This window comes from Stenotrophomonas sp. STEN083, from assembly GCF_056759195.1.
Genome location: NZ_JBRRCU010000002.1, coordinates 89,114 through 107,681 on the forward strand (window position 1 = coordinate 89,114; position 18,568 = coordinate 107,681).

Here is an 18,568-nt window from a genome sequence, read left to right on the forward strand (position 1 = left end):
GGGGCGATGGATGGGTGTACAGCTGAAAGCTGCCCTCACCCCAACCCCTCTCCCGCGCGCGGGAGAGGGGCTTAATTCGCTGAAACGGAGTTCCCGATGAGCATTCCTGCACCTCGCCAGACCAGCAGCTACGCCGTGATCAGCCTGGTCGCCGGCATCCTCGGTTGGACCCTGTTACCGGCCATAGGCAGCATCTGCGCCATCATCTTCGGCCATATGGCACGCGGCGAAATCCGCCGCAGCAACGGCCAACTGGAAGGCGATGGCCTGGCTGTGGCTGGACTGGTGCTGGGCTGGCTGGCTACCGCGCTGTGGCTGATCGGCATCATCTTCTTCATTGCCATCCTGGTGTTCTTCGGCGGCTTGGCTGGCCTCGCTGCGATGAACTCCTGAGGCCGGCATGGGGCAATCCGATTCAACCCAACGTTTCAGCAGCCGGGTAGCGGACTATGTGCGCTATCGCCCGGGCTATCCGTCCACGCTGCTGGAATGGCTTCACCGCGACATCGGCCTGCCCCGCACTGCGCTGGTCGCCGATATCGGCGCCGGCACCGGCATTTCCAGCGAGCTGTTCCTGGCTGCCGGGCATCCGCTGATCGCAGTGGAACCCAATGCCGCAATGCGCGCCGCAGCTGAGCAGTGGTTGCTGCCACAACATCCCCGGTTCCAATCAATCGCAGGCACCGCCGAGGCCACCACCCTGGCCGACCACAGCGTTGATCTGGTCGCGGCCGCGCAGGCATTCCACTGGTTCGACACCAACGCCGTACGCCGCGAATGGATGCGCATCCTGCGTCCGGGTGGCCTGGCCCTGGTGTACTGGAACTCGCGCCTGCTCGATGCCTCGCCGTTCCTGGCCAGCTACGAGCAGTTGCTGCTGGACTACGGCACCGACTACACCGAGGTCGCCGAGCGCTACCAGGACGACCAGACCATGCGCGACTGGTTCGGCGATGGGCTGCGCGGCCTCGTCCACCTGCCGAATGTGCAGTACCTGGACTACGACGGCCTGCGCGGCCGGCTGCTGTCCTCCTCGTACGCGCCGCAAGCCGGCCACGATCGTCATTCCCCGATGCTGGAGGCCCTGCAGCGTCTGTTTGATGCGCATGCGGTCGATGGCAAGGTTGCCTTTGAGTACCAAACCCGCGCCTTTGTTGGCACGCTGAACTGAGCTTATGTATTCCATTGCCCGCCCCTTCCTGTTCACCCTTGATGCCGAGCGCGCGCACGGCCTGGGCCTGTCCGCGCTGGATCTTGCCTGGCGCACCGGCACCACGCCGCTGATTGCCGGTCGCATCAAGCCGCTTCCCACCCCTGCGTTCGGCCTGAGCTTCCCCAACCCGGTTGGTCTGGCCGCTGGCCTGGACAAGAACGGCGAGCACATCGAAGCCCTGTTTGCGCTGGGCTTTGGCTACGTGGAAATCGGCACCATCACCCCGCTACCGCAGGCAGGCAGCCCCAAGCCGCGCCTGTTCCGCCTGCCGCGGCACAACGCCATCATCAACCGCATGGGTTTCAACAACCTCGGTGTTGATGCACTGGTGAAGAACGTGGAGGCGGTCAAGCACCGCCCCGGCCCGCTCGGCATCAACATCGGCAAGAACAAGGACACGCCCAACGAGGATGCGCTGTCCGATTACCTGATCTGCATGGAAAAGGTCTATCCGCTGGCCGACTACATCACCGTCAACATCTCCTCCCCCAATACCGCCGGCCTGCGTGAACTGCAGGAAGAGCAGGCATTGCGGCGACTGGTTGGCGGCCTGCGCGAGGCGCAGGAGCAACTGGCGGCCAAGCACGGCAAGCGCGTGCCGATGCTGGTCAAGGTAGCGCCGGACCTGAGTGACCGCGACATCGATGCCGCCGCACGCGTACTCGGCGAGCTGGGCGTGGATGGCGTCATCGCCACCAACACCACCATCGGCCGGCCCACGGTCGAAGCGGATCCACTGTCCAAGGAAATCGGTGGCCTGTCCGGCGCGCCCTTGCTCGGCCAATCCACCCTGGTATTGCGGCGCCTGCGCGCGCGCCTGCCCGAGTCGGTACCGTTGATCGGCGTCGGTGGCATCAGTTCGGGCGCGGATGCTGTCGCCAAGATGGCAGCTGGCGCGACCCTGGTGCAGTGCTATAGCGGGCTGATCTTCCAGGGCCCAGGCCTGATCGGCGACTGCGTGAATGCCATCCGTCGCCGTCGTGAATCCCCGTCGGGAGGCGCCGTCGCTCCGCTATGACGAATGCCGCCCCAGCTTGGTCGTTGACCGAGAACGCTCCACTGCGCCACCTCAACACCTTCCATGTCGACGCACGTGCACCGCGCATGTTGCGTATCGCCGATCCCATTGCCCTGCCTGAAGCGCTGGCCGCCATCAGTGCGGCAGACCTGCTGGTGCTTGGCAGCGGCAGCAACGTGCTGCTGGCCGCCGATCCGGAAGATGTGGTGCTGGTGTTCGACAACAGCGAGATCGCCGCGCTGGAACACCGCGCCGACCACACCATCGTCCGCGCGGGCGCTGGCGTGATCTGGCACGAACTGGTGATGTGGTCCTTGAACGAAGGCCTGTCCGGTCTTGAGAACCTGGCACTGATCCCCGGTACTGTCGGCGCCGCGCCGATCCAGAACATCGGTGCCTATGGCGCCCAGGTCGGTGAGTTCATCCAGATCGTCGAGGCCTGGGACCGGCAGGAACAGGTCTGGGTGCGTCTGGACCAGGAAGCCTGCCGCTTCGGCTACCGCGACAGCCTGTTCAAGCATGAGGCTGATCGCTACCTGATCACCGCCGTCGAGTTCCGTCTGCCGCTGCTGCACGAGCTGCAGCTGGACTATGCCGGCATCCGCGAGGAGCTGCAGACCATGGGAATTGAATTCCCGGTCTCGGCCGACGTCGCCAATGCCGTCATCGCCATCCGTCAACGCAAGCTGCCTGACCCGGATGTACTCGGCAATGCCGGCAGCTTCTTCAAGAACCCGATCCTGCCGCTGGAACAGATCGACGTGCTGCAGCAGCACTACCCCGAGCTGCCGGTGTTCCCCGGCAACGATGTCGGCAACCGCAAGGTATCAGCGGCATGGATGATCGAGCAGGCCGGCTTCAAGGGCCAGCGCGACGGTGATGCGGGTGTCTCGCCCAATCACGCCCTGGTGCTCGTCAACCACGGCAATGCCACCGGCGCCGAGCTGCTGGCGTTTGCCCGACGTGTATCTGCAGCCGTACTGGAGAAGTTCGGCGTACCGATTGAACCCGAGCCAAGGCTGGTTGGCGCCCGCTGGTGAATACTGCCTTGGCTGCACCCCGCTCCACCGCAATGCGCGCTGCCGTGCTGATGTTCGGCAGTGCCATGGCTTTCGGCCTGATGGCCATCGCCATCCGTCTGGCAACCGCGTATGTCCCCACCCAGGAAGTAGCGTTCTTCCGCAACAGTTTCGGCCTGCTGGCGCTGTTGCCGATGCTGCTGCGGCCGGGCCACGCGCCATTGCGCACCCAGCAGTTGCCGCGCTACTTCCTGCGCAGCGCAATTGGCCTTGCCTCGATGTTGTGCGGTTTCTGGGCCATCGGCCACCTGCCGCTGTCGCAGGCCATCTCCCTGTCTTACTCCACACCGTTGTTCGTCACCATCGCCGCCGTGCTGTGGTTGGGCGAGAAGGTCCGCTTCCGCCGCTGGGCGGCGGTGATTGTCGGCTTCATCGGGGTATTGGTGATCGTCCGTCCGGGCGCCCACAGCTTCGAACTCGGCAGCCTGATCGCGGTGCTGGCCGCCGTGCTCAGCGCGCTGGTCGCGATCCAGATCAAGCAGCTCACCCGCGTCGACAGCCCGGATACCGTGGTGTTCTACACCTATGTGTTCTGGGTGCCGCTGTCGTTGATTCCGGCATTGTTCGTCTGGGTCTGGCCCAGCGGTATTGCTTGGCTGTGGCTGGTGGCGACCGGCGTGATGGGCACACTGGGCCAGCTGCTGTGGACCCGCGCGCTCAAGCTGGGCGAAGTTTCCGCACTGACCCCGATCAGCTTCACCCAGCTGCCCTTGGTGGTAATCATGGGCTGGCTGTTGTTCGATGAAACACTGGACCGCTGGACCGTGATCGGTGCCCTGATCATCCTCGCTGCCAACGCTTACATCGCCCACCGCGAAGCGGTGTTGGCGCGTCGGCAAGACAGTCTGCAGAACGCCCGGGCCGGCGACACCCCAGCCTGACTTGAGCCCAGCCGTCGTCAGCCCTGCAGCAGCATCACCAGCAAGGGCGCGACGGCCACGTTCAATACACCGGCCAGCACCATCACCAGTCCGGCGATTGCACCCTCGCTCTCACCCAGCTCACGCGCCTTGGCCACACCCATGCCATGCGCGCCCATACCAAACAACGCGCCACGCGCCATCGCGCTGCGCACCGGCAGCAACTTGAGCAACAGCTGCCCGCAAAACGAACCACAGACGCCGGTGATGATCACAAACACTGCGGTCAACTCAGGGATGCCACCGATGCGCCCGGATACGTCCATCGCGAAGGGTGTGGTAACCGAGCGCGGCGCCAGACTCAAACGCAGTTCCGGCGACAAATGCAGCGCCGTGGCCATCAACCACGCGGCGACAATGGCCACACCGCTGCCGACCAGTACACCAGCACCCAGCACCTTCCAGTGCCGCGCGATCAACGCCCGCTGCTGATGGATGGGAACCGCAAACGCCACGGTCACCGGCCCCAGCATTGCCACCAGCCAATGTGTTCCACGCAGGTAGTCGTGGTAGTTGGCGTGCAACAACAAGGCCAGGCCCAGCAAGACCAACGGCGCAATGATCAAGGGTGACGCCCAGGCATAGCCGCTACGCAGATACAGCTTCTTGGCCAGCAGGTAGACCGCCACCGTCAAAACAGCCCAGAACACCGGCCACAACAACTGTGCCGGCTGCTGCATCAGCATCTCAACACTCATGGCGCTGACTCCAGCGCAGCAGCAACTCGACGGTCACCGCCGTGCTTGCCATCACCAGCAAGGTGCCGCCCACCACCACCAGCAACAGTTTCAGCCCAAGCCAACCGAACATCTGCCGGTTGTCGAGCAGGATCATTGCCGCCGGCACGAAGAACAACAGCATTTCCGCCAGCAGCCACTGCGCACCACGCGCAAACGAGCGCGGCGACAACCAGCGCATCGCGAAGGCCAGCAGCAGCACCAATAAGCCAACGATGCCGGCGGGTACCGGCACGCCCAGACGCTGCATCAGCGCCTGCGCCAGCAGCCAGATCACCACCAGCACGCCGATCTGCAAGCCGGCGCTACGGCGCAACCCACGTCGCAGGCCCAGTTGGCCGCGACGCAATGACGACATCAAGATCTCCATTCCTCCTTGTACGCCGGGCTTATCCATAAATAAAATGAATTGATTGCATCCACAGGATTCCATTAGAGAATGGATATCAGGCAGCTACGCATGCTGGTGGAAGTGGTTCGCCATGACGGCTTCTCAGCGGCCGCCGAGGCTGTGTTCGCGACCCAGCCAACCATCAGCAAGGCCATCCGCCAGCTGGAGGATGAGCTGGGTGAAGTGCTGCTGCAGCGCTCCCGCAACGGGGTACGGCTGACCCCGGCCGGCCAGATCGTCTATCGGCGCGCCCTGGCCCTGCTCGGCGAACGCGAGGACATGTTGCGCGAACTGGAAGAACTGCGCGATCTGCAGCGCGGCGAACTGCACCTGGGCCTGGCCTCGCTCGGCAGCGACATCCTGTTCGCGCCGGTATTTGCCCGCTTCCGCCAGCTCTACCCGCAGATCGAGCTGCGCGTACTCGAACGCGGCAGCGAGGCGCTGGAGGAAAGCCTGCGTGCAGGTGAGATCGAGCTGGCCGCCAGTCTGCTGCCGGTTGCCGATGATCTGGACTGGCAACCGGTCCGCACCGAGCCGCTGGTAGCGCTGCTGCCCCGCCAGCATCCATTGGCAGGTTCAGCCAGCCTGCAACTGCAGGACCTGGCCGACGTACCCTTTGTGCTGTTCGAGAAAGGCTTCCTGCTGAACCGGCACATCATCCAGGCCTGTCAGGCACGTGGCTTCAGTCCACGCGAGGTCACCCGCAGTGGGCAACCGGACTTCATCGTCGCGCTGGTCGCAGCCGGCTTGGGCGTGGCCCTGCTGCCGCGCATGATTGCCAACGCACGCCCACGTGCGGATGTAGTGATCGTGCCGCTGGATGAGCCGGAACTGGACTGGAAAATGGTGCTGGCCTGGCGTCGCGGCGGCTATCTGTCCGCTGCGGCGCAGGCTTGGCTGCGGCTGGTGGAAGCGCAGCACAACCAGGCCGATTGATACTTACGCCGTCGACAACTTCGGCGCCCCCTGCAGGCGCTGCGCCACCTGCGCAGCGTCGACCGCACGGTCATACAGGAAACCCTGGCCAATCCGGTAACCGGCCTCGATCAGGATCTGCCGCTGGCTGGCGTTCTCCACCCCCTCGGCAACCAGATCAAGGCGCAGGCTCGGCCCAAGCTTGCCGACCGCTTCGACTATCGCGCGGATCGATGGCTCATCCACCATGCGTGCGACAAAGCTGCGATCGATCTTGAGCACATCAATCGGGTAATCGCGCAGATGTGCCAATGAGGAATGCCCGGTACCAAAATCATCCAACGCGATCCGCATGCCTGCTTCCTTCAGCAAGCCCAGCGCACGGGCCACAAAAGCAGAGCCGCGATCGGTAAGCACCTGTTCGGTGACCTCCAACTCAATCAACACCGGATCAACATCGAAGCGCTGCAGTTTCTCCAGCAGGATTTCAGCAAAGTCATCGCGGAGAAACTCCACCGGTGCTGCATTGATAGCGATTGGCGGCACCTCCAGGCCCTGCGCCTGCCAGGCACAGATATCGGCCAACACCTGCAGGTGCATGGACTCTGCCAATCGCGATGCCAGATCATAGTCGCGAAATGCTTCGTCCAGCTGACAGTCTTCGCCCATCCGCTTGTCTTCGGCGCAAGGCCAACGCAGCAGCGCCTCGTAGCCGACAACGCGACCATCCTGCAGGTTCACCTTCGGCTGGTAGTGCGGCACCACCCCACCGTCGCGCACCAACTGTCGCGCCATCAAGCGTTGATTTGCCGCCTGCTCGGCGATGGCCATCAACCGCCGGCTGTATAAACGCACCCCGCCGCGCCCGTTGGCCTTCAGATCGTTCAACGCGGTGTCGGCTGCTTTCAACAGCTCGGCCGGATCACAGGCATCGCGTGGGTACATGGCGCAGCCAATACTCATGCCGGTATTGATCACCTGCCCGGCAAAGGTCACCGAGCTTTCGGCCAGCAAACTGATGCCTTCGGCAACCTGCAGCAACTCGGCCTCACCGGCAATATCTTCCACTACCACCGCGAACTCATCGCCACCCAGGCGTGTGACCAGGGTCGTGTCGGAAACGTGTGCGGCCACCCGCTTGGCCAGCACCCGCAGCAGATGATCGCCAGCCGAATGCCCTAACGTGTCGTTGACGTGCTTGAAGTGGTCCAGGTCAATGATCATCAACCCCAACGTGCCATGGCACTCACGCTGGCGTTGCAAGCTGAGCCGCAGCCTGCGATTGAACGAACGTCGATTTGGCAAGCCGGTCAACTCATCGATTTCGCAGGCTATCCGCAGCCGCCGCTCGGCATGCTGCTGTCGGCTGACATCACGCGAGACACACAGGATGCCGTTTACCTGCCCTTGCCCGTCAAACATCGGGGTGAGGACGTTGTCCCAGAACTGCGTAAGCGCGCCTTCGCTGCCGGTCTGGCCCGCAAAACGCGCCGCCCGCCCACCCGCGGCCTGCGCCAACGCACGCTTTCCTTTGTTGCGAAAGGCCGCAGGCAACAGCTCGGCCCACTGCATTCCGAACCTGCGCTCGTCCTGCGGCAGCCCGAACGCCAAGCAGCCGGAGCGGTTCATATGCCGCACCGTGCCATCGCTGTTTATCACCTGGATGCAGTCCATGCTGGCATCCAGCATCCGGTCCTGCAGATCCAGACTCTGCTCCAGAGAATGACGCAGGCGACGCCTGGCACTGATATCGGTCATCGTTACCGCCTGCAACGGAACCTCCGCTGCGGGGCTCCCCAAGCGCACCTCGAACCAATGTTCGATGCCCGCCTCATCCTGCAGACGACATTCAAATGCGGGCGCATGCCCACGCAGCAGAAACTCGCGCCAGCCCGCTATCGCCAGCGCACGCTCATCGGCATGCACGCGCTCAAGCCAATCACGTGAACTTCCCAGCGCCGCATCATTGCCGAAGAACTCACGCCAACGCAGATTGGCCTGCACGGGCACGCCATCGTGAACCATCGCAGCCATCTGCGGCAACGCGTCCAACACTGCCTGCAACTGCACATACAAATCCGTCAATCTCCCCCTCCCTGGAGACGGTTCAACAGCCTCGTCCCAAAGCATTGCACTTCCCCCTGATGCATTGCCTCCACGGATCACGCAGCAACATCATGCAGTACAGCGGACATCGCTGAAGTGAAAATCATGTGTAGGCCATGGCGAGGGAAAACGATTACAGCGCGGTGACACATCGCAATGGCGTCCAGCATCCGGTCGCGCTCAAAGCCTGCTTCGGCTGACGTAGATCACACTCCAGCCCAACGCCATCCGTGCAGGCACAGGACAGCTGGCAATCGCACAGGTAGCCCGCAACGCGCCACTCAACCACAACATGGCGGATGAGCCTGCTTCCTAGCCGTACATGCACGCGAGGATCTGCACCCTACAGCGCCTATTCATCTCCAAAACGGGCGATGATCCGCTACAGACTGCTTCACGATTTCCGCCGCGTCGAATGTGAATGCCTTGCCGTACCCGCGCGATCAACAACGGCATTCGAAATGCATTCCAGCAGCACTTCCGAAAGGGGGCAGCGCAAATTCCCCGCAGCATCATCACTTATCGCCGCCCACGCACTGGGGAATACCTACAGCCTGGATCAGCCGAGCAACATAACATTTTCGGCTCGGTTCGAAGCTTCAAGGCATATCAGCACCATCAATCACGAGCATTCAATGCACGGCCGGAGTACTCACTGCCACTTTCACTGGCAGCTCCAGGCCAGGCATACAGCCCCTCCCTGTCACAGCCAGACACTCCGCAAGCGCACGAGGTCCACATTCGAGTAGCCGAGCATTTGCGCTGAACAGCGTGCATCGCGCAAATCCAATTCCATCGCGGGTTGACCAACAACTCCGCGCAGCCGCGCTTCAACCAACTGGCACTCTGGCTAAAAAAAACCATCTCGTCGCCAACCAGCGCGATAGCGCAGGTAGGGCGTTGCGCGTTGCGCCGCTCCGGCAATAGCGAGGTGGCCACCGACGCAGATGGTTGCTTCACCACATAAGTTGTTTCACCACCGCGCTTGCTCGCAGCACCTGGAGTGAGCCCCTTCCAACCACTCATGCAGAAAAGCGCATGGGCCAACCCCCACGCCTGCATCGCCAACGTGCAAGGGCTGCCAGCACCGCCTGACTGTCCTCGTCGTACGCCCATTTTGCACAACCATCGATTGCGCTGCAGGCATAACTACGGGCAAACAACACTCCGCTGCAAACGCACAAACGGTGTCGACGCCCCTCACAACAAACAGGAAAACCAAATGAACTTCATCAACACCAACGTCGCCAAGACCGCCGCATTGGCGCTGGCACTGTCCTGCCTGGTGGCACCAGCAGCCCAGGCAGCATCGGGTTCCATCACCTTCAAGGGCGAGATCGTCCAATCCACCTGCGACGTAAGCACTGCCAGCGTGGACCAGACCGTCACCATCGGCACTTTCCCGACCACCCTGTTCAAGGAGGCTGGAGATGTTTCCGCGCCAAAGAGCTTCAATATCGATATGGAAAACTGCGAAGCCGGCACCTACACGCTGCGCTTTGACGGCACCACGCCAGCCGGCCATCCGGAACTGCTTGCGGTGAGCAAGGCAACCGGCGTTGGTATTGAGATTCTGGACAACAACGACAAGGTTTTTCCGATCAACCAGGACCTGGTTGACCCGGCGCTGGTCACCGTTGCCGCCACCGGCAAGGCAACCGTCAATCTGAAGGCGCGCTACAAGTCCTTCGAGAAGGACGTCGGTGCTGGCATCGCCGACGCGAACTCGACGTTCTCGATCGAGTACCGCTGATGCTATCCGCGGGGCTGATGACGCATTGTCGCTGGCAGCCCCGCGGCTTATCCACCTGAGCGCTCGCCCATCACCGAACCTCAAAGCAAGCCCGATGACTTTCATGCACGCCCCCAACTGCCCGCCGATGAACTGGTGCATCGCCCTGGCGATGCTGCTCTGCCTGTTCTCACCGCATGCTGCCCAGGCAGCAGTGCAAGTTCAGACCACGCGCGTTATCTATGACGCAAAGTCCGCGTCTGCCGCGATGACCCTTTCCAACAAAAGCAGCCTTCCATATATGGTTCAGACCTGGCTGGACGACGGTGACGACTCCGCGATCCCAAAGGACCTGCCAATGGTGATCACACCTCCGCTGATGCAATTGGCGCCAGGCGAGCAGGCAGTGGTCCGAACGATCTACGCCGGCAGCGGGCTTCCAGACAACAAGGAGTCGCTGTTGTGGATCAACGTGCAGGAAATTCCCCCCACTGCGGAAGCCGACAACGTTCTGCAGGTAGCCATCCGCACCCGCATCAAACTGTTCTATCGGCCGCTTGGCCTCGACCAGACACTTGATGAAGCCGCGCGCAGTTTGCAGTGGCGCACGAACGACCAATGCCTGGAGGTTCGCAACAACAGCCCGATGCATATCACCTTCTCGCATCTACAGGGGCAGCCAACCGCGGGCATCGGCAACGATATCGAGCTGGACATGATTGCGCCCGGCCAGACGCTCTCGGTCCCGCTTTCCAAGCTCAACCTTGGCGCCTCCCAATCGTTGCGCTTTGGCTACATCAACGACTACGGCGGCATCAGCGATATCACCGATGTGCCAATCCGGTCCTGAGCAAAACTCCGATCAACTTCGCGATTTCCTTCATGCTTCGCAGAATCCGTGTAAGCCCGCGGCGGGGAAGTGCTGCCCCTCGCTTGGCACCACTGGCGGTTGCCCTCAATGCCTTCAGCATCGGCAGCGCAGTTGCTTCAGCAAACTTCAACATGGATTTTCTACGCGCCGGCACCAGCCACGGCGATGTCGCCGCGCTGTCCAGCCCTGGCGCCATCCTGCCTGGCACCTATCCGTTCGCCATCTATCTCAATGGCAATGAGGTGGCTCGCGAAGCAATCGTGTTTACGGCGTCCCCGTCCGGCCAGACCGAACCTTGCCTTTCGCGCAGCCGCCTCAAGCAGTGGGGCATCCGCCTGGAGGATGTGGAGACTGGTGCAGGCGATGCAACTGACTGCCTTGAACTTGCCCATTCCATTCCTGACGCACGCGTCAGCTACAACGGCAACCAGCAGCGCCTCGATCTACGTGTGCCCCAGGTGCACCTGCACAACCTGCCACGCGGCCACATTCCAAAGGCGCTGCGCGACCAGGGCATCAACGCACTATTGGTCGACTACGCACTCAATGGCGCGCACAACGACGACAAACATCAGCGCCGCGATGACTACTTTTTCGCGTCGATCAACAGCACGTTTAATGTAGGCATGTGGCGCTTCCGTCATACAGCCAGTGCCAACCGATCAAACAATGACAGCCGAACACACTGGACAACACAGGGCTTCCGTGCCGAGACCGATCTAGGCTCCTCGCACAGCAGGTTGACGCTTGGTGATACCTATACCGCATATGGGGTCTTTGACAGCGTACGCTTTCGCGGCGTGCAGATATCCAACGACGATGAAATGCTGCCCTACAGCCAGCGCAGCTATGCCCCCGTGGTACGCGGCATCGCCGCCAGCAACGCACGCGTGGAGATCCGTCAGGACGGGAGCCTCATCTATGCATTGAACGTGGCACCGGGCGCTTTCCAGATCGACGATATCGTACCCAATCGCCTGAGCGGCGAACTGGACGTTTCCATTGCCGAAGCCGATGGCTCGCTGCAACGCCACAAGCAGTCCTTCTCCGCGGTGGAGACCATGCTGCGACCGGGTCTGGTGCACTACGAATTCAGCGGCGGCGAACTGCGCAATGGCTACGACCACTACCAGCCGCGCTTTGTGCAGGCCACTGCAGCACGAGGCCTGGCATCAAACACCACGCCTTATGCCGGCCTGCTGTTGTCTGCGAACTACAGCGCTTTGGCGATTGGTGCCGCCCAGAGCCTGGGCAAACTTGGCTCGGCCTCCATCGATGTCATCCATGCCCGCACCCATCTGGCCCAGGGCAACGTAAGCAACGGTCAGAGTTACCGCTTCCTGTACTCAAAGTCACTGAATGCACATGGCACGGAGTTCCGTCTGGTCGGGCATCGCTACTCTACCTCCGGCTACTACGATTTCGGTGACGCCTCTGCTGAGCGTGCGCAATGGCGCCACGGCTACTACGAAACCAGCTACGACGACCAGGTCGAATACCCCGATCAGGCCGCGCCGTGGACGCACCCGCAGCAGCATCTGATCCAAAGCCAGCGCTACCACAACAAGCGCAACCGTCTGGAAATCGCGCTGAACCAGCGCGTATCCGACGACTACTCGCTCAATGCCAGCTACAACAACCAGAACTATTGGGGTGCCAATGAACGGGAGCGCGAACTGCAACTGGGATTGAACGGCCGTGTTGGCGCCGTGAGCTTTGGCACGTACTTCAGGCATAGCCAAGGGCGCTACAACCGCGCCGACCGTTCATTCGGGCTGACGCTTTCGCTGCCACTGGACCGCCTGGGACTGCGCCGCAGCAGCAGTTCTGCTTCCTACAGCCACTCACGCAATAGCGGCGCAAGCTACCAGTCCGGTATGAATGGCTCGCTGCTGGATGGCGACCGGCTGGGATACGGGCTGAACATAGGTAAATCCGATACTGGCAAGACCGGTTCGGCAAACCTGCGTTACATGGGCAGCAAGGGTGTCGCCACGATCGGCGGCACCCTTGCAGACCGCTACGCCCAGATCAACTGGGGGCTACGCGGCGGCTGGGTTCTGCACCGCAACGGCCTGACCTTCGCGCAGTCGCTGCACCGTACCAATGTACTGGTGCATGCACAGGACGGCGCAGGCCTTGGCCTGGAGAATCAGTCCGGCGTCCGCCTGGACCGGCGCGGCTATGGCCTGGTCAGTGGTGTCAGCGCCTATCGCAGCAATCGGGTGGCCCTGCGCACCGATGACCTTGGCGCTGACATCGATGCCAGCAGGACTTCCAGAATCGTCGTCCCAACCCACGGTGCACTGACGCGTGTAGACTTTGAAACCCGTCGCGGCATCAGCCTGATGATCCACCCCATCCTGGTCGAGGACATCCGGGTACCCCTCGGCGCCACCGTATTCGACAACGATGGTCTGAGCCGCGGTATCGCCGGCCCCAATGGCGAGATCTTCGTCAGTGGCGTGCACCTTGGCGACCGACTCTCCGTCCGCTGGGGCGCGAAACCTGATCAGCGCTGCGAAATGCGCCTGGGGCAGGTCCAGGCAAGTCCCTCCAACATGACCCTGCCTGGTTACCGGCACATCGCATTGCGCTGCGTTCCGCCAGGCCAAACACAATGAAACTGATGATGAAGAAAGCATTACTCAAGGGATTTTCAGTATTGGTGCTTTTGCTGGTGCTGCCAAACGCAGCGTGGGCGCTGTCATGCAAGGAAGCCATGACACAGTCGATCAACCAGGTCATCCCACTACGCGACGAGATCGTGATTTCCAAGGGTGACGCGGTGCGTGGCCGGCTGTTGTGGCGGTCGGAGGACTACACCGTGAGCTTCCGCTGCGTGGACGCGCAAGGCGCACCGCAAGGGGAAGACGCATTCTTCTACTGGGACCCGGACAGAACCGTTGCGCAGATCCATCCGTCGATCGAGATTGGCGTGACCATCAAGCACGTCGACCACAACATCAACGGGGGCGACATCAGAATGCTGGCAGGCAGAGGAACCGTGCCGCCAGCAAACCGACCGAACTGCAAGATGTACTGGAACAACGCCAGGGCAAAGCGATGTGCAACCTCGATGGTGTTGAACGTCACCTTCTCCATCTACATCAAAGCGACAGGCAGCCCGCCCCCCCAGAATGGACAGATCAACAACTGGGGGGTCTACGATCTATTCCAGGTGGATGGCGAAGGTGGCCTGAACACCATACCCAATTCAAACTTCCGCGCAGGTGTTTCTGGACTTGGGCAAATCCACTTCATCGCCTGCAATCCGAACATCACGATCATCGGGAATTCGGGAAGTACGGTGAATTTTGGCCGCATCCCGGTTGCGGACATCAACAAAGGCAAGATCCAGTCCCAGATCCCCTTCCAGATACAGGTCGACATGACCCATCCCGGCGCAGGCAATGAATGCAGTAATCGAATGCTGGTCGCCTCGATCAGCACCCTCAACATCGTCATGGATGGCGCCCTCATCATGCCGAAGTTCGACAGCGGCTTCGGCATAGCGATATCCCAGGCAGACACGCCAGGCCACTTCATCCAGCTGAAGAAAGCCATCCCGTTGGGCCCAGCAAACAACACGCTGTTGAACTACGACTTCCTCGCTTCGTTGATCTGGACCGACGACACCGCAAAACTGGGGCCGTTCTCTGCCACCGCCACGGTCAATGTAACCTTCCGCTGAAGCCGGGTGGGACGCCCCGAGTACAGCAACCCAGATGGAACAACGGGAGCTGCTGGCCTCGATCTCACGCAGCCGTTGCGCTCGGTGAGGTTGAAGAACACCACCGCCAACCAGGCAACGAAGTGGCGCGCATTGCTGGAAGTATCGCCGTCTTCAGGGCAACACGCACTGAGCAAGCGCGGCGCCAATCAACTGCCGGCCCGCGCACTGCGTCTTGTCAGCTTCGGCTTGGCGGCGTCCTGCTTCAGCCGTCCAGCGGCGGCGACCTTGAGCAAGCGCCGGAAAGTCGGGCATTCGGCGTGATTCACCGCAGGGCATGCTGCTGCATGACGCAGACCTTGGCCCATCGCGCGCAAGCGCTTTACGGTTGCATCGATCTCGTCGGCCTTGGCCAGCAGCAGCGCCCTATCAACCTGCGGAGCCCCCTGCGGCGACAGCATCACCTGGATCTCATCCAGCGACAGCCCGCCGGCCTGACCCAAGGCAATCAGAGCCAATTGGTCGAGTACGTCAGCCGCAAAGTGGCGTCGGCCGCCTGCGGCGCGGCTTGCCACGATCAGGCCTTTGTTTTCGTAAAACCGCAGCGTGGAGGACGGCAGTCCTGTTCGCCGGGCGACTTCGGCGATATCCATCGCAGAGACCCTTGACTTGAAGTTGACTTCAACTTTTAGCATATCCGGGAAAACAGATGGGTCACAGCAAAGGAACCGACATGACGTGGATGGATGTGCTGCGGATGGTACTGGTTGGAATCGGGGCGACCATCGTGATGGATGCCTGGACCCAGACCCTCAAACGGCTTGGCGTGGCCACACTCGACTACGCACTGCTCGGGCGCTGGGCTGGACACCTGGCCGGAGGTACGGTCGCCCATGCCAGCATCAGACACGCTGCCGTCATACCCGGCGAGCGACTGCTTGGCTGGGGCATTCACTATGCCATCGGCATCGCTTTCGCAGCCTTGCTGCTGGCGATTGAAGACCCGTCCTGGTTGCATCGCCCCACCCTGCTACCTGCCTTGGCCGTAGGCGTAGCGACCGTAGCGGCACCGCTATTGGTGATGCAGCCCGCGATGGGCGCGGGGTTCATGGCATCGAAGACGCCAACGCCATTGAAGAACTGCCTGCGCAGCGTGGCCACGCATACGGTGTTCGGACTGGGGCTCTATCTTTCGGCTACGCTGATCGTGTTCTGTGAGGCTTGATATGACGACCAACGAAATCCGCTTTCGCGACGGCGCTACTTATGAGCGCTACATGGGTGTGTGGAGCCAGCTCGTCGGCGAGGTGTTTCTCGATTGGCTAGCCCCAGCGCCACAGCAGCAATGGATCGACGTCGGTTGTGGCAACGGCGCTTTCACCGAGATGATCTTCGAGCGCTGCGCGCCGGCGTCGATGCATGGTGTGGATCCATCCCGCGAACAGCTCGCCTATGCGCAAGCCCAGCCAACACTGCAGACAGCAGTGTTTGAGCAAGGTGATGCGATGGCCCTGCCCTACTCGACTTCTGCCTTCGATGTCGCAGTGATGCCGCTGGTGATTTTCTTTGTCCCCGAGCCCGCCCGAGGTGTGGCTGAAATGGCGCGAGTGGTGCGCCCGGGTGGCAGCGTCGCCGCATACGCCTGGGACATGCTGGGTGGCGGATTCCCCTATGAGATGTTGCTGGCCGAGATGCGTAGGCTTGGCCACACAGTTCCGTCACCGCCCAGTCCTGAAGCCTCACGAATCGAGGTGTTGCAGGAGTTGTGGAGCGACGCTGGTTTGGAGGCGATTGAAACCCGGGAAATCGTGGTCTCCCGCACCTTTGTCGATTTCGAAGACTTCTGGTCCACGGCGCTCGGCGCGCCCAGCGTTGGTTCGACGCTCGCGGCAATGACGACTGAGGAGCGCGCCTTGCTCAAGGCCCGGATCAGTGCTCGTCTGGCGGTGGATGCCGAAGGGCGTATCCGCTGTCGTGCGCGCGCCAATGCGGTGAAAGGTTGTGTGCCGGATCAGGCTCGCCCTGGCTGACGTAAATTCCCGCATTGCGCTCAAAGCAACGGTATTCAGGGCGCGTACCGGCAAGGTGCTTGCCCGTGGGAGCTGTGGGAGCGACGTAAACCGCGAAACTGACGCTGTTCGATCTCTCCAGGCATCCGTACCATCTGATCATCTGCGTGCTTCGCGGCTGACGCCGCCCCCACAAAAAGAAAAATCCGATGCCAGGGATCTGGCATCGGATTCCGGATTACTCATTGAACAGCATCGCGCACTACGCGCCCAACTGGCTTGCTACCGCCAGTTGCTACCGCGCCGTGCCAGGCACACCATCACTCCCACTCGATCGTCGCCGGCGGTTTGCCGGAGATGTCGTAGACCACGCGCGAGACGCCGCGCAGTTCGTTGATGATGCGGTTGGAGACGCGGCCGAGGAAGTCGTACGGCAGGTGCGCCCAATGTGCGGTCATGAAGTCGATGGTCTCCACTGCACGCAGTGCGATCACCCACTCATAGGCACGCGCATCGCCCACCACGCCAACCGACTTGACCGGCAGGAATACGGCAAATGCCTGGCTGGTCTTGTCGTACAGGTCGGCGGCACGCAGTTCTTCGATGAAGATCGCATCGGCCTTGCCCAGCAGCTCGGCATACTCACGCTTCACCTCACCGAGGATGCGCACACCCAGACCCGGGCCCGGGAACGGATGGCGGTAGACCATCGCGCGCGGCAGGCCGAGTTCGACGCCGAGGCGACGCACTTCGTCCTTGAACAGCTCGCGCAGCGGCTCAACCAGCTTGAGCTTCATGTCTTCCGGCAGGCCACCCACGTTGTGGTGGCTCTTGATGACGTGTGCCTTGCCGGTCTTGCTGCCGGCCGACTCGATCACGTCTGGATAGATCGTGCCCTGTGCCAGCCACTTGGCATTGCTCAGCTTGTTCGATTCTTCGTCGAAGATCTCGACGAACAGGTTGCCGATGATCTTGCGCTTGGCTTCCGGATCGCTGACGCCTTCCAATGCCTTGAAATAACGGTCGGCGGCATTCACGCGCACGACCTTGACGCCCATGTTGTCGGACATCATTTTCATGACCTGGTCGCCTTCCTGGAAGCGCAGCAGGCCGGTGTCGACGAACACGCATGTCAGTTGCTCGCCGATGGCCTTGTGCAGCAGTGCTGCAACCACCGAGGAATCAACGCCGCCGGACAGGCCGAGGATCACTTCATCGCTGCCAACCTGCTCGCGCACGCGGCCGATCTGGTCGTCGATGATGTTGGCCGCGGTCCACAAGGTGGCGCAGCCACAGATATCGGTGACGAAACGCTTGAGCAGCGCCGAGCCCTGCTTGGTGTGGGTCACTTCCGGGTGGAACTGCACGCCGTACCAACGTTTGTCTTCGTTGGCCATCGCGGCCACCGGGATGCGGTCGGTAACTGCAGTGATGGCGAAGCCCGGCGGCACGTGGGTGACGTGGTCGCCATGGCTCATCCACACATCCAGGCGAGGCTCGCCGTTGTGGTCGGACAGGCCGCCCAGCAGCGCGTCGTTGCCCTGCAGCTTCACTTCGGCGTGACCGAACTCGCGCTGGTCAGCGGCTTCAGTGCCACCGCCCAACTGCTTGGCCATGGTCTGCAGGCCGTAGCAGATGCCCAGCAGCGGCAGGCCGCTGTCGAACACTTCCTGCGGCGCGGCCGGCGCGCCGGGCAGCGTGGTGGTCTCCGGGCCGCCGGACAGGATGATGCCCTTGGCACCAAAGGCGGCGATCTCGGCCGGATCGTGGTCCCAGGCCCAGATCTCGCAGTACACACCGAACTCGCGGATGCGGCGCGCGATCAGCTGCGTGTACTGTGCGCCGAAATCGAGGATGAGGATCTTGTCGTTATGGATGTTGGTCATAAAGCCCGGCAAGTGATC

17 protein-coding genes are annotated in these 18,568 nt (G+C 62.0%); 12 read left to right on the forward strand and 5 right to left on the reverse strand.

The window, feature by feature from the left end; genetic code table 11:
• The first annotated feature begins 96 nt into the window (after positions 1-96).
• The 5 genes from ACVOK8_RS01160 to ACVOK8_RS01180 are packed head-to-tail and all read left to right on the forward strand — an operon-like array spanning position 97 to position 4,191.
• Positions 97-393 carry a DUF4190 domain-containing protein gene (locus tag ACVOK8_RS01160; protein ID WP_481513284.1) on the forward strand — a complete coding sequence of 99 codons (297 nt, stop codon included), beginning with the start codon at positions 97-99 and terminating at the stop codon, positions 391-393.
• A gap of 7 nt (positions 394-400) precedes the next feature.
• Complete coding sequence (locus ACVOK8_RS01165) at positions 401-1,171, forward strand: class I SAM-dependent methyltransferase (RefSeq protein ID WP_481565198.1); 771 nt, start codon at positions 401-403, stop codon at positions 1,169-1,171.
• Positions 1,172-1,175: 4 nt separating this feature from the next.
• Positions 1,176-2,231: a quinone-dependent dihydroorotate dehydrogenase gene (locus ACVOK8_RS01170; RefSeq protein WP_481565199.1), complete on the forward strand. Its 1,056-nt coding sequence runs from the start codon at positions 1,176-1,178 to the stop codon at positions 2,229-2,231.
• Positions 2,228-3,271 carry a UDP-N-acetylmuramate dehydrogenase gene (gene murB, locus ACVOK8_RS01175; protein WP_481565200.1) on the forward strand — a complete coding sequence of 348 codons (1,044 nt, stop codon included), beginning with the start codon at positions 2,228-2,230 and terminating at the stop codon, positions 3,269-3,271. The genes ACVOK8_RS01170 and murB overlap by 4 nt, the downstream gene beginning before the upstream one ends.
• A 32-nt stretch (positions 3,272-3,303) precedes the next feature.
• Positions 3,304-4,191, forward strand: coding sequence for a DMT family transporter (locus ACVOK8_RS01180; RefSeq protein WP_481565250.1), 888 nt, complete (start codon positions 3,304-3,306; stop codon positions 4,189-4,191).
• Positions 4,192-4,208: 17 nt separating this feature from the next.
• On the opposite strand, the gene ACVOK8_RS01185 is transcribed toward ACVOK8_RS01180, so the two are convergent.
• Positions 4,209-4,928, reverse strand: a complete 720-nt coding sequence (locus ACVOK8_RS01185; protein ID WP_481565201.1) for an LrgB family protein — start codon at positions 4,926-4,928, stop codon at positions 4,209-4,211.
• Positions 4,918-5,325, reverse strand: coding sequence for a CidA/LrgA family protein (locus ACVOK8_RS01190; RefSeq protein ID WP_481565202.1), 408 nt, complete (start codon positions 5,323-5,325; stop codon positions 4,918-4,920). Before ACVOK8_RS01190 ends, ACVOK8_RS01185 begins: the two co-directional genes overlap by 11 nt.
• A gap of 81 nt (positions 5,326-5,406) precedes the next feature.
• Between ACVOK8_RS01190 and ACVOK8_RS01195 the strand changes: the two genes are divergently transcribed.
• Complete coding sequence (locus ACVOK8_RS01195) at positions 5,407-6,294, forward strand: LysR family transcriptional regulator (RefSeq protein WP_481565203.1); 888 nt, start codon at positions 5,407-5,409, stop codon at positions 6,292-6,294.
• A 3-nt stretch (positions 6,295-6,297) separates the two neighbouring features.
• Here the strand turns inward: ACVOK8_RS01195 and ACVOK8_RS01200 are convergent, their stop codons facing one another.
• Positions 6,298-8,358, reverse strand: coding sequence for a putative bifunctional diguanylate cyclase/phosphodiesterase (locus ACVOK8_RS01200; protein ID WP_481565204.1), 2,061 nt, complete (start codon positions 8,356-8,358; stop codon positions 6,298-6,300).
• A gap of 1,243 nt (positions 8,359-9,601) precedes the next feature.
• On the opposite strand from ACVOK8_RS01200, the gene ACVOK8_RS01205 reads away from it, so the two are divergent.
• From ACVOK8_RS01205 to ACVOK8_RS01220, 4 genes are all read left to right on the forward strand, one after another.
• On the forward strand, positions 9,602-10,132 hold the full coding sequence (locus tag ACVOK8_RS01205) for a fimbrial protein (RefSeq protein ID WP_481565205.1): 531 nt from the start codon (positions 9,602-9,604) through the stop codon (positions 10,130-10,132).
• A gap of 103 nt (positions 10,133-10,235) precedes the next feature.
• Positions 10,236-10,961 (forward strand): fimbrial biogenesis chaperone, encoded by a 726-nt coding sequence (locus ACVOK8_RS01210; protein ID WP_481565206.1) that lies wholly within the window; start codon positions 10,236-10,238, stop codon positions 10,959-10,961.
• A 152-nt stretch (positions 10,962-11,113) separates the two neighbouring features.
• Positions 11,114-13,606: a fimbria/pilus outer membrane usher protein gene (locus ACVOK8_RS01215; protein ID WP_481565207.1), complete on the forward strand. Its 2,493-nt coding sequence runs from the start codon at positions 11,114-11,116 to the stop codon at positions 13,604-13,606.
• Positions 13,603-14,676 (forward strand): fimbrial protein, encoded by a 1,074-nt coding sequence (locus ACVOK8_RS01220; protein ID WP_481565208.1) that lies wholly within the window; start codon positions 13,603-13,605, stop codon positions 14,674-14,676. The genes ACVOK8_RS01215 and ACVOK8_RS01220 overlap by 4 nt, the downstream gene beginning before the upstream one ends.
• A gap of 188 nt (positions 14,677-14,864) precedes the next feature.
• Here ACVOK8_RS01220 and ACVOK8_RS01225 read toward each other — a convergent pair whose 3' ends face one another.
• Entirely contained in the window at positions 14,865-15,308 is a 444-nt protein-coding gene (locus ACVOK8_RS01225) for a helix-turn-helix domain-containing protein (protein ID WP_481565209.1), read from the reverse strand.
• An 80-nt stretch (positions 15,309-15,388) separates the two neighbouring features.
• Here ACVOK8_RS01225 and ACVOK8_RS01230 point away from each other — a divergent pair, with 80 nt between their 5' ends.
• Complete coding sequence (locus tag ACVOK8_RS01230; RefSeq protein ID WP_481565210.1) at positions 15,389-15,880, forward strand: DUF2938 domain-containing protein; 492 nt, start codon at positions 15,389-15,391, stop codon at positions 15,878-15,880.
• Position 15,881: 1 nt separating this feature from the next.
• Positions 15,882-16,685 carry a class I SAM-dependent methyltransferase gene (locus tag ACVOK8_RS01235; RefSeq protein ID WP_481565211.1) on the forward strand — a complete coding sequence of 268 codons (804 nt, stop codon included), beginning with the start codon at positions 15,882-15,884 and terminating at the stop codon, positions 16,683-16,685.
• A 299-nt stretch (positions 16,686-16,984) separates the two neighbouring features.
• Here the strand turns inward: ACVOK8_RS01235 and guaA are convergent, their stop codons facing one another.
• Positions 16,985-18,550 carry a glutamine-hydrolyzing GMP synthase gene (gene guaA, locus ACVOK8_RS01240; protein WP_481565212.1) on the reverse strand — a complete coding sequence of 522 codons (1,566 nt, stop codon included), beginning with the start codon at positions 18,548-18,550 and terminating at the stop codon, positions 16,985-16,987.
• Positions 18,551-18,568 lie beyond the last annotated feature (18 nt).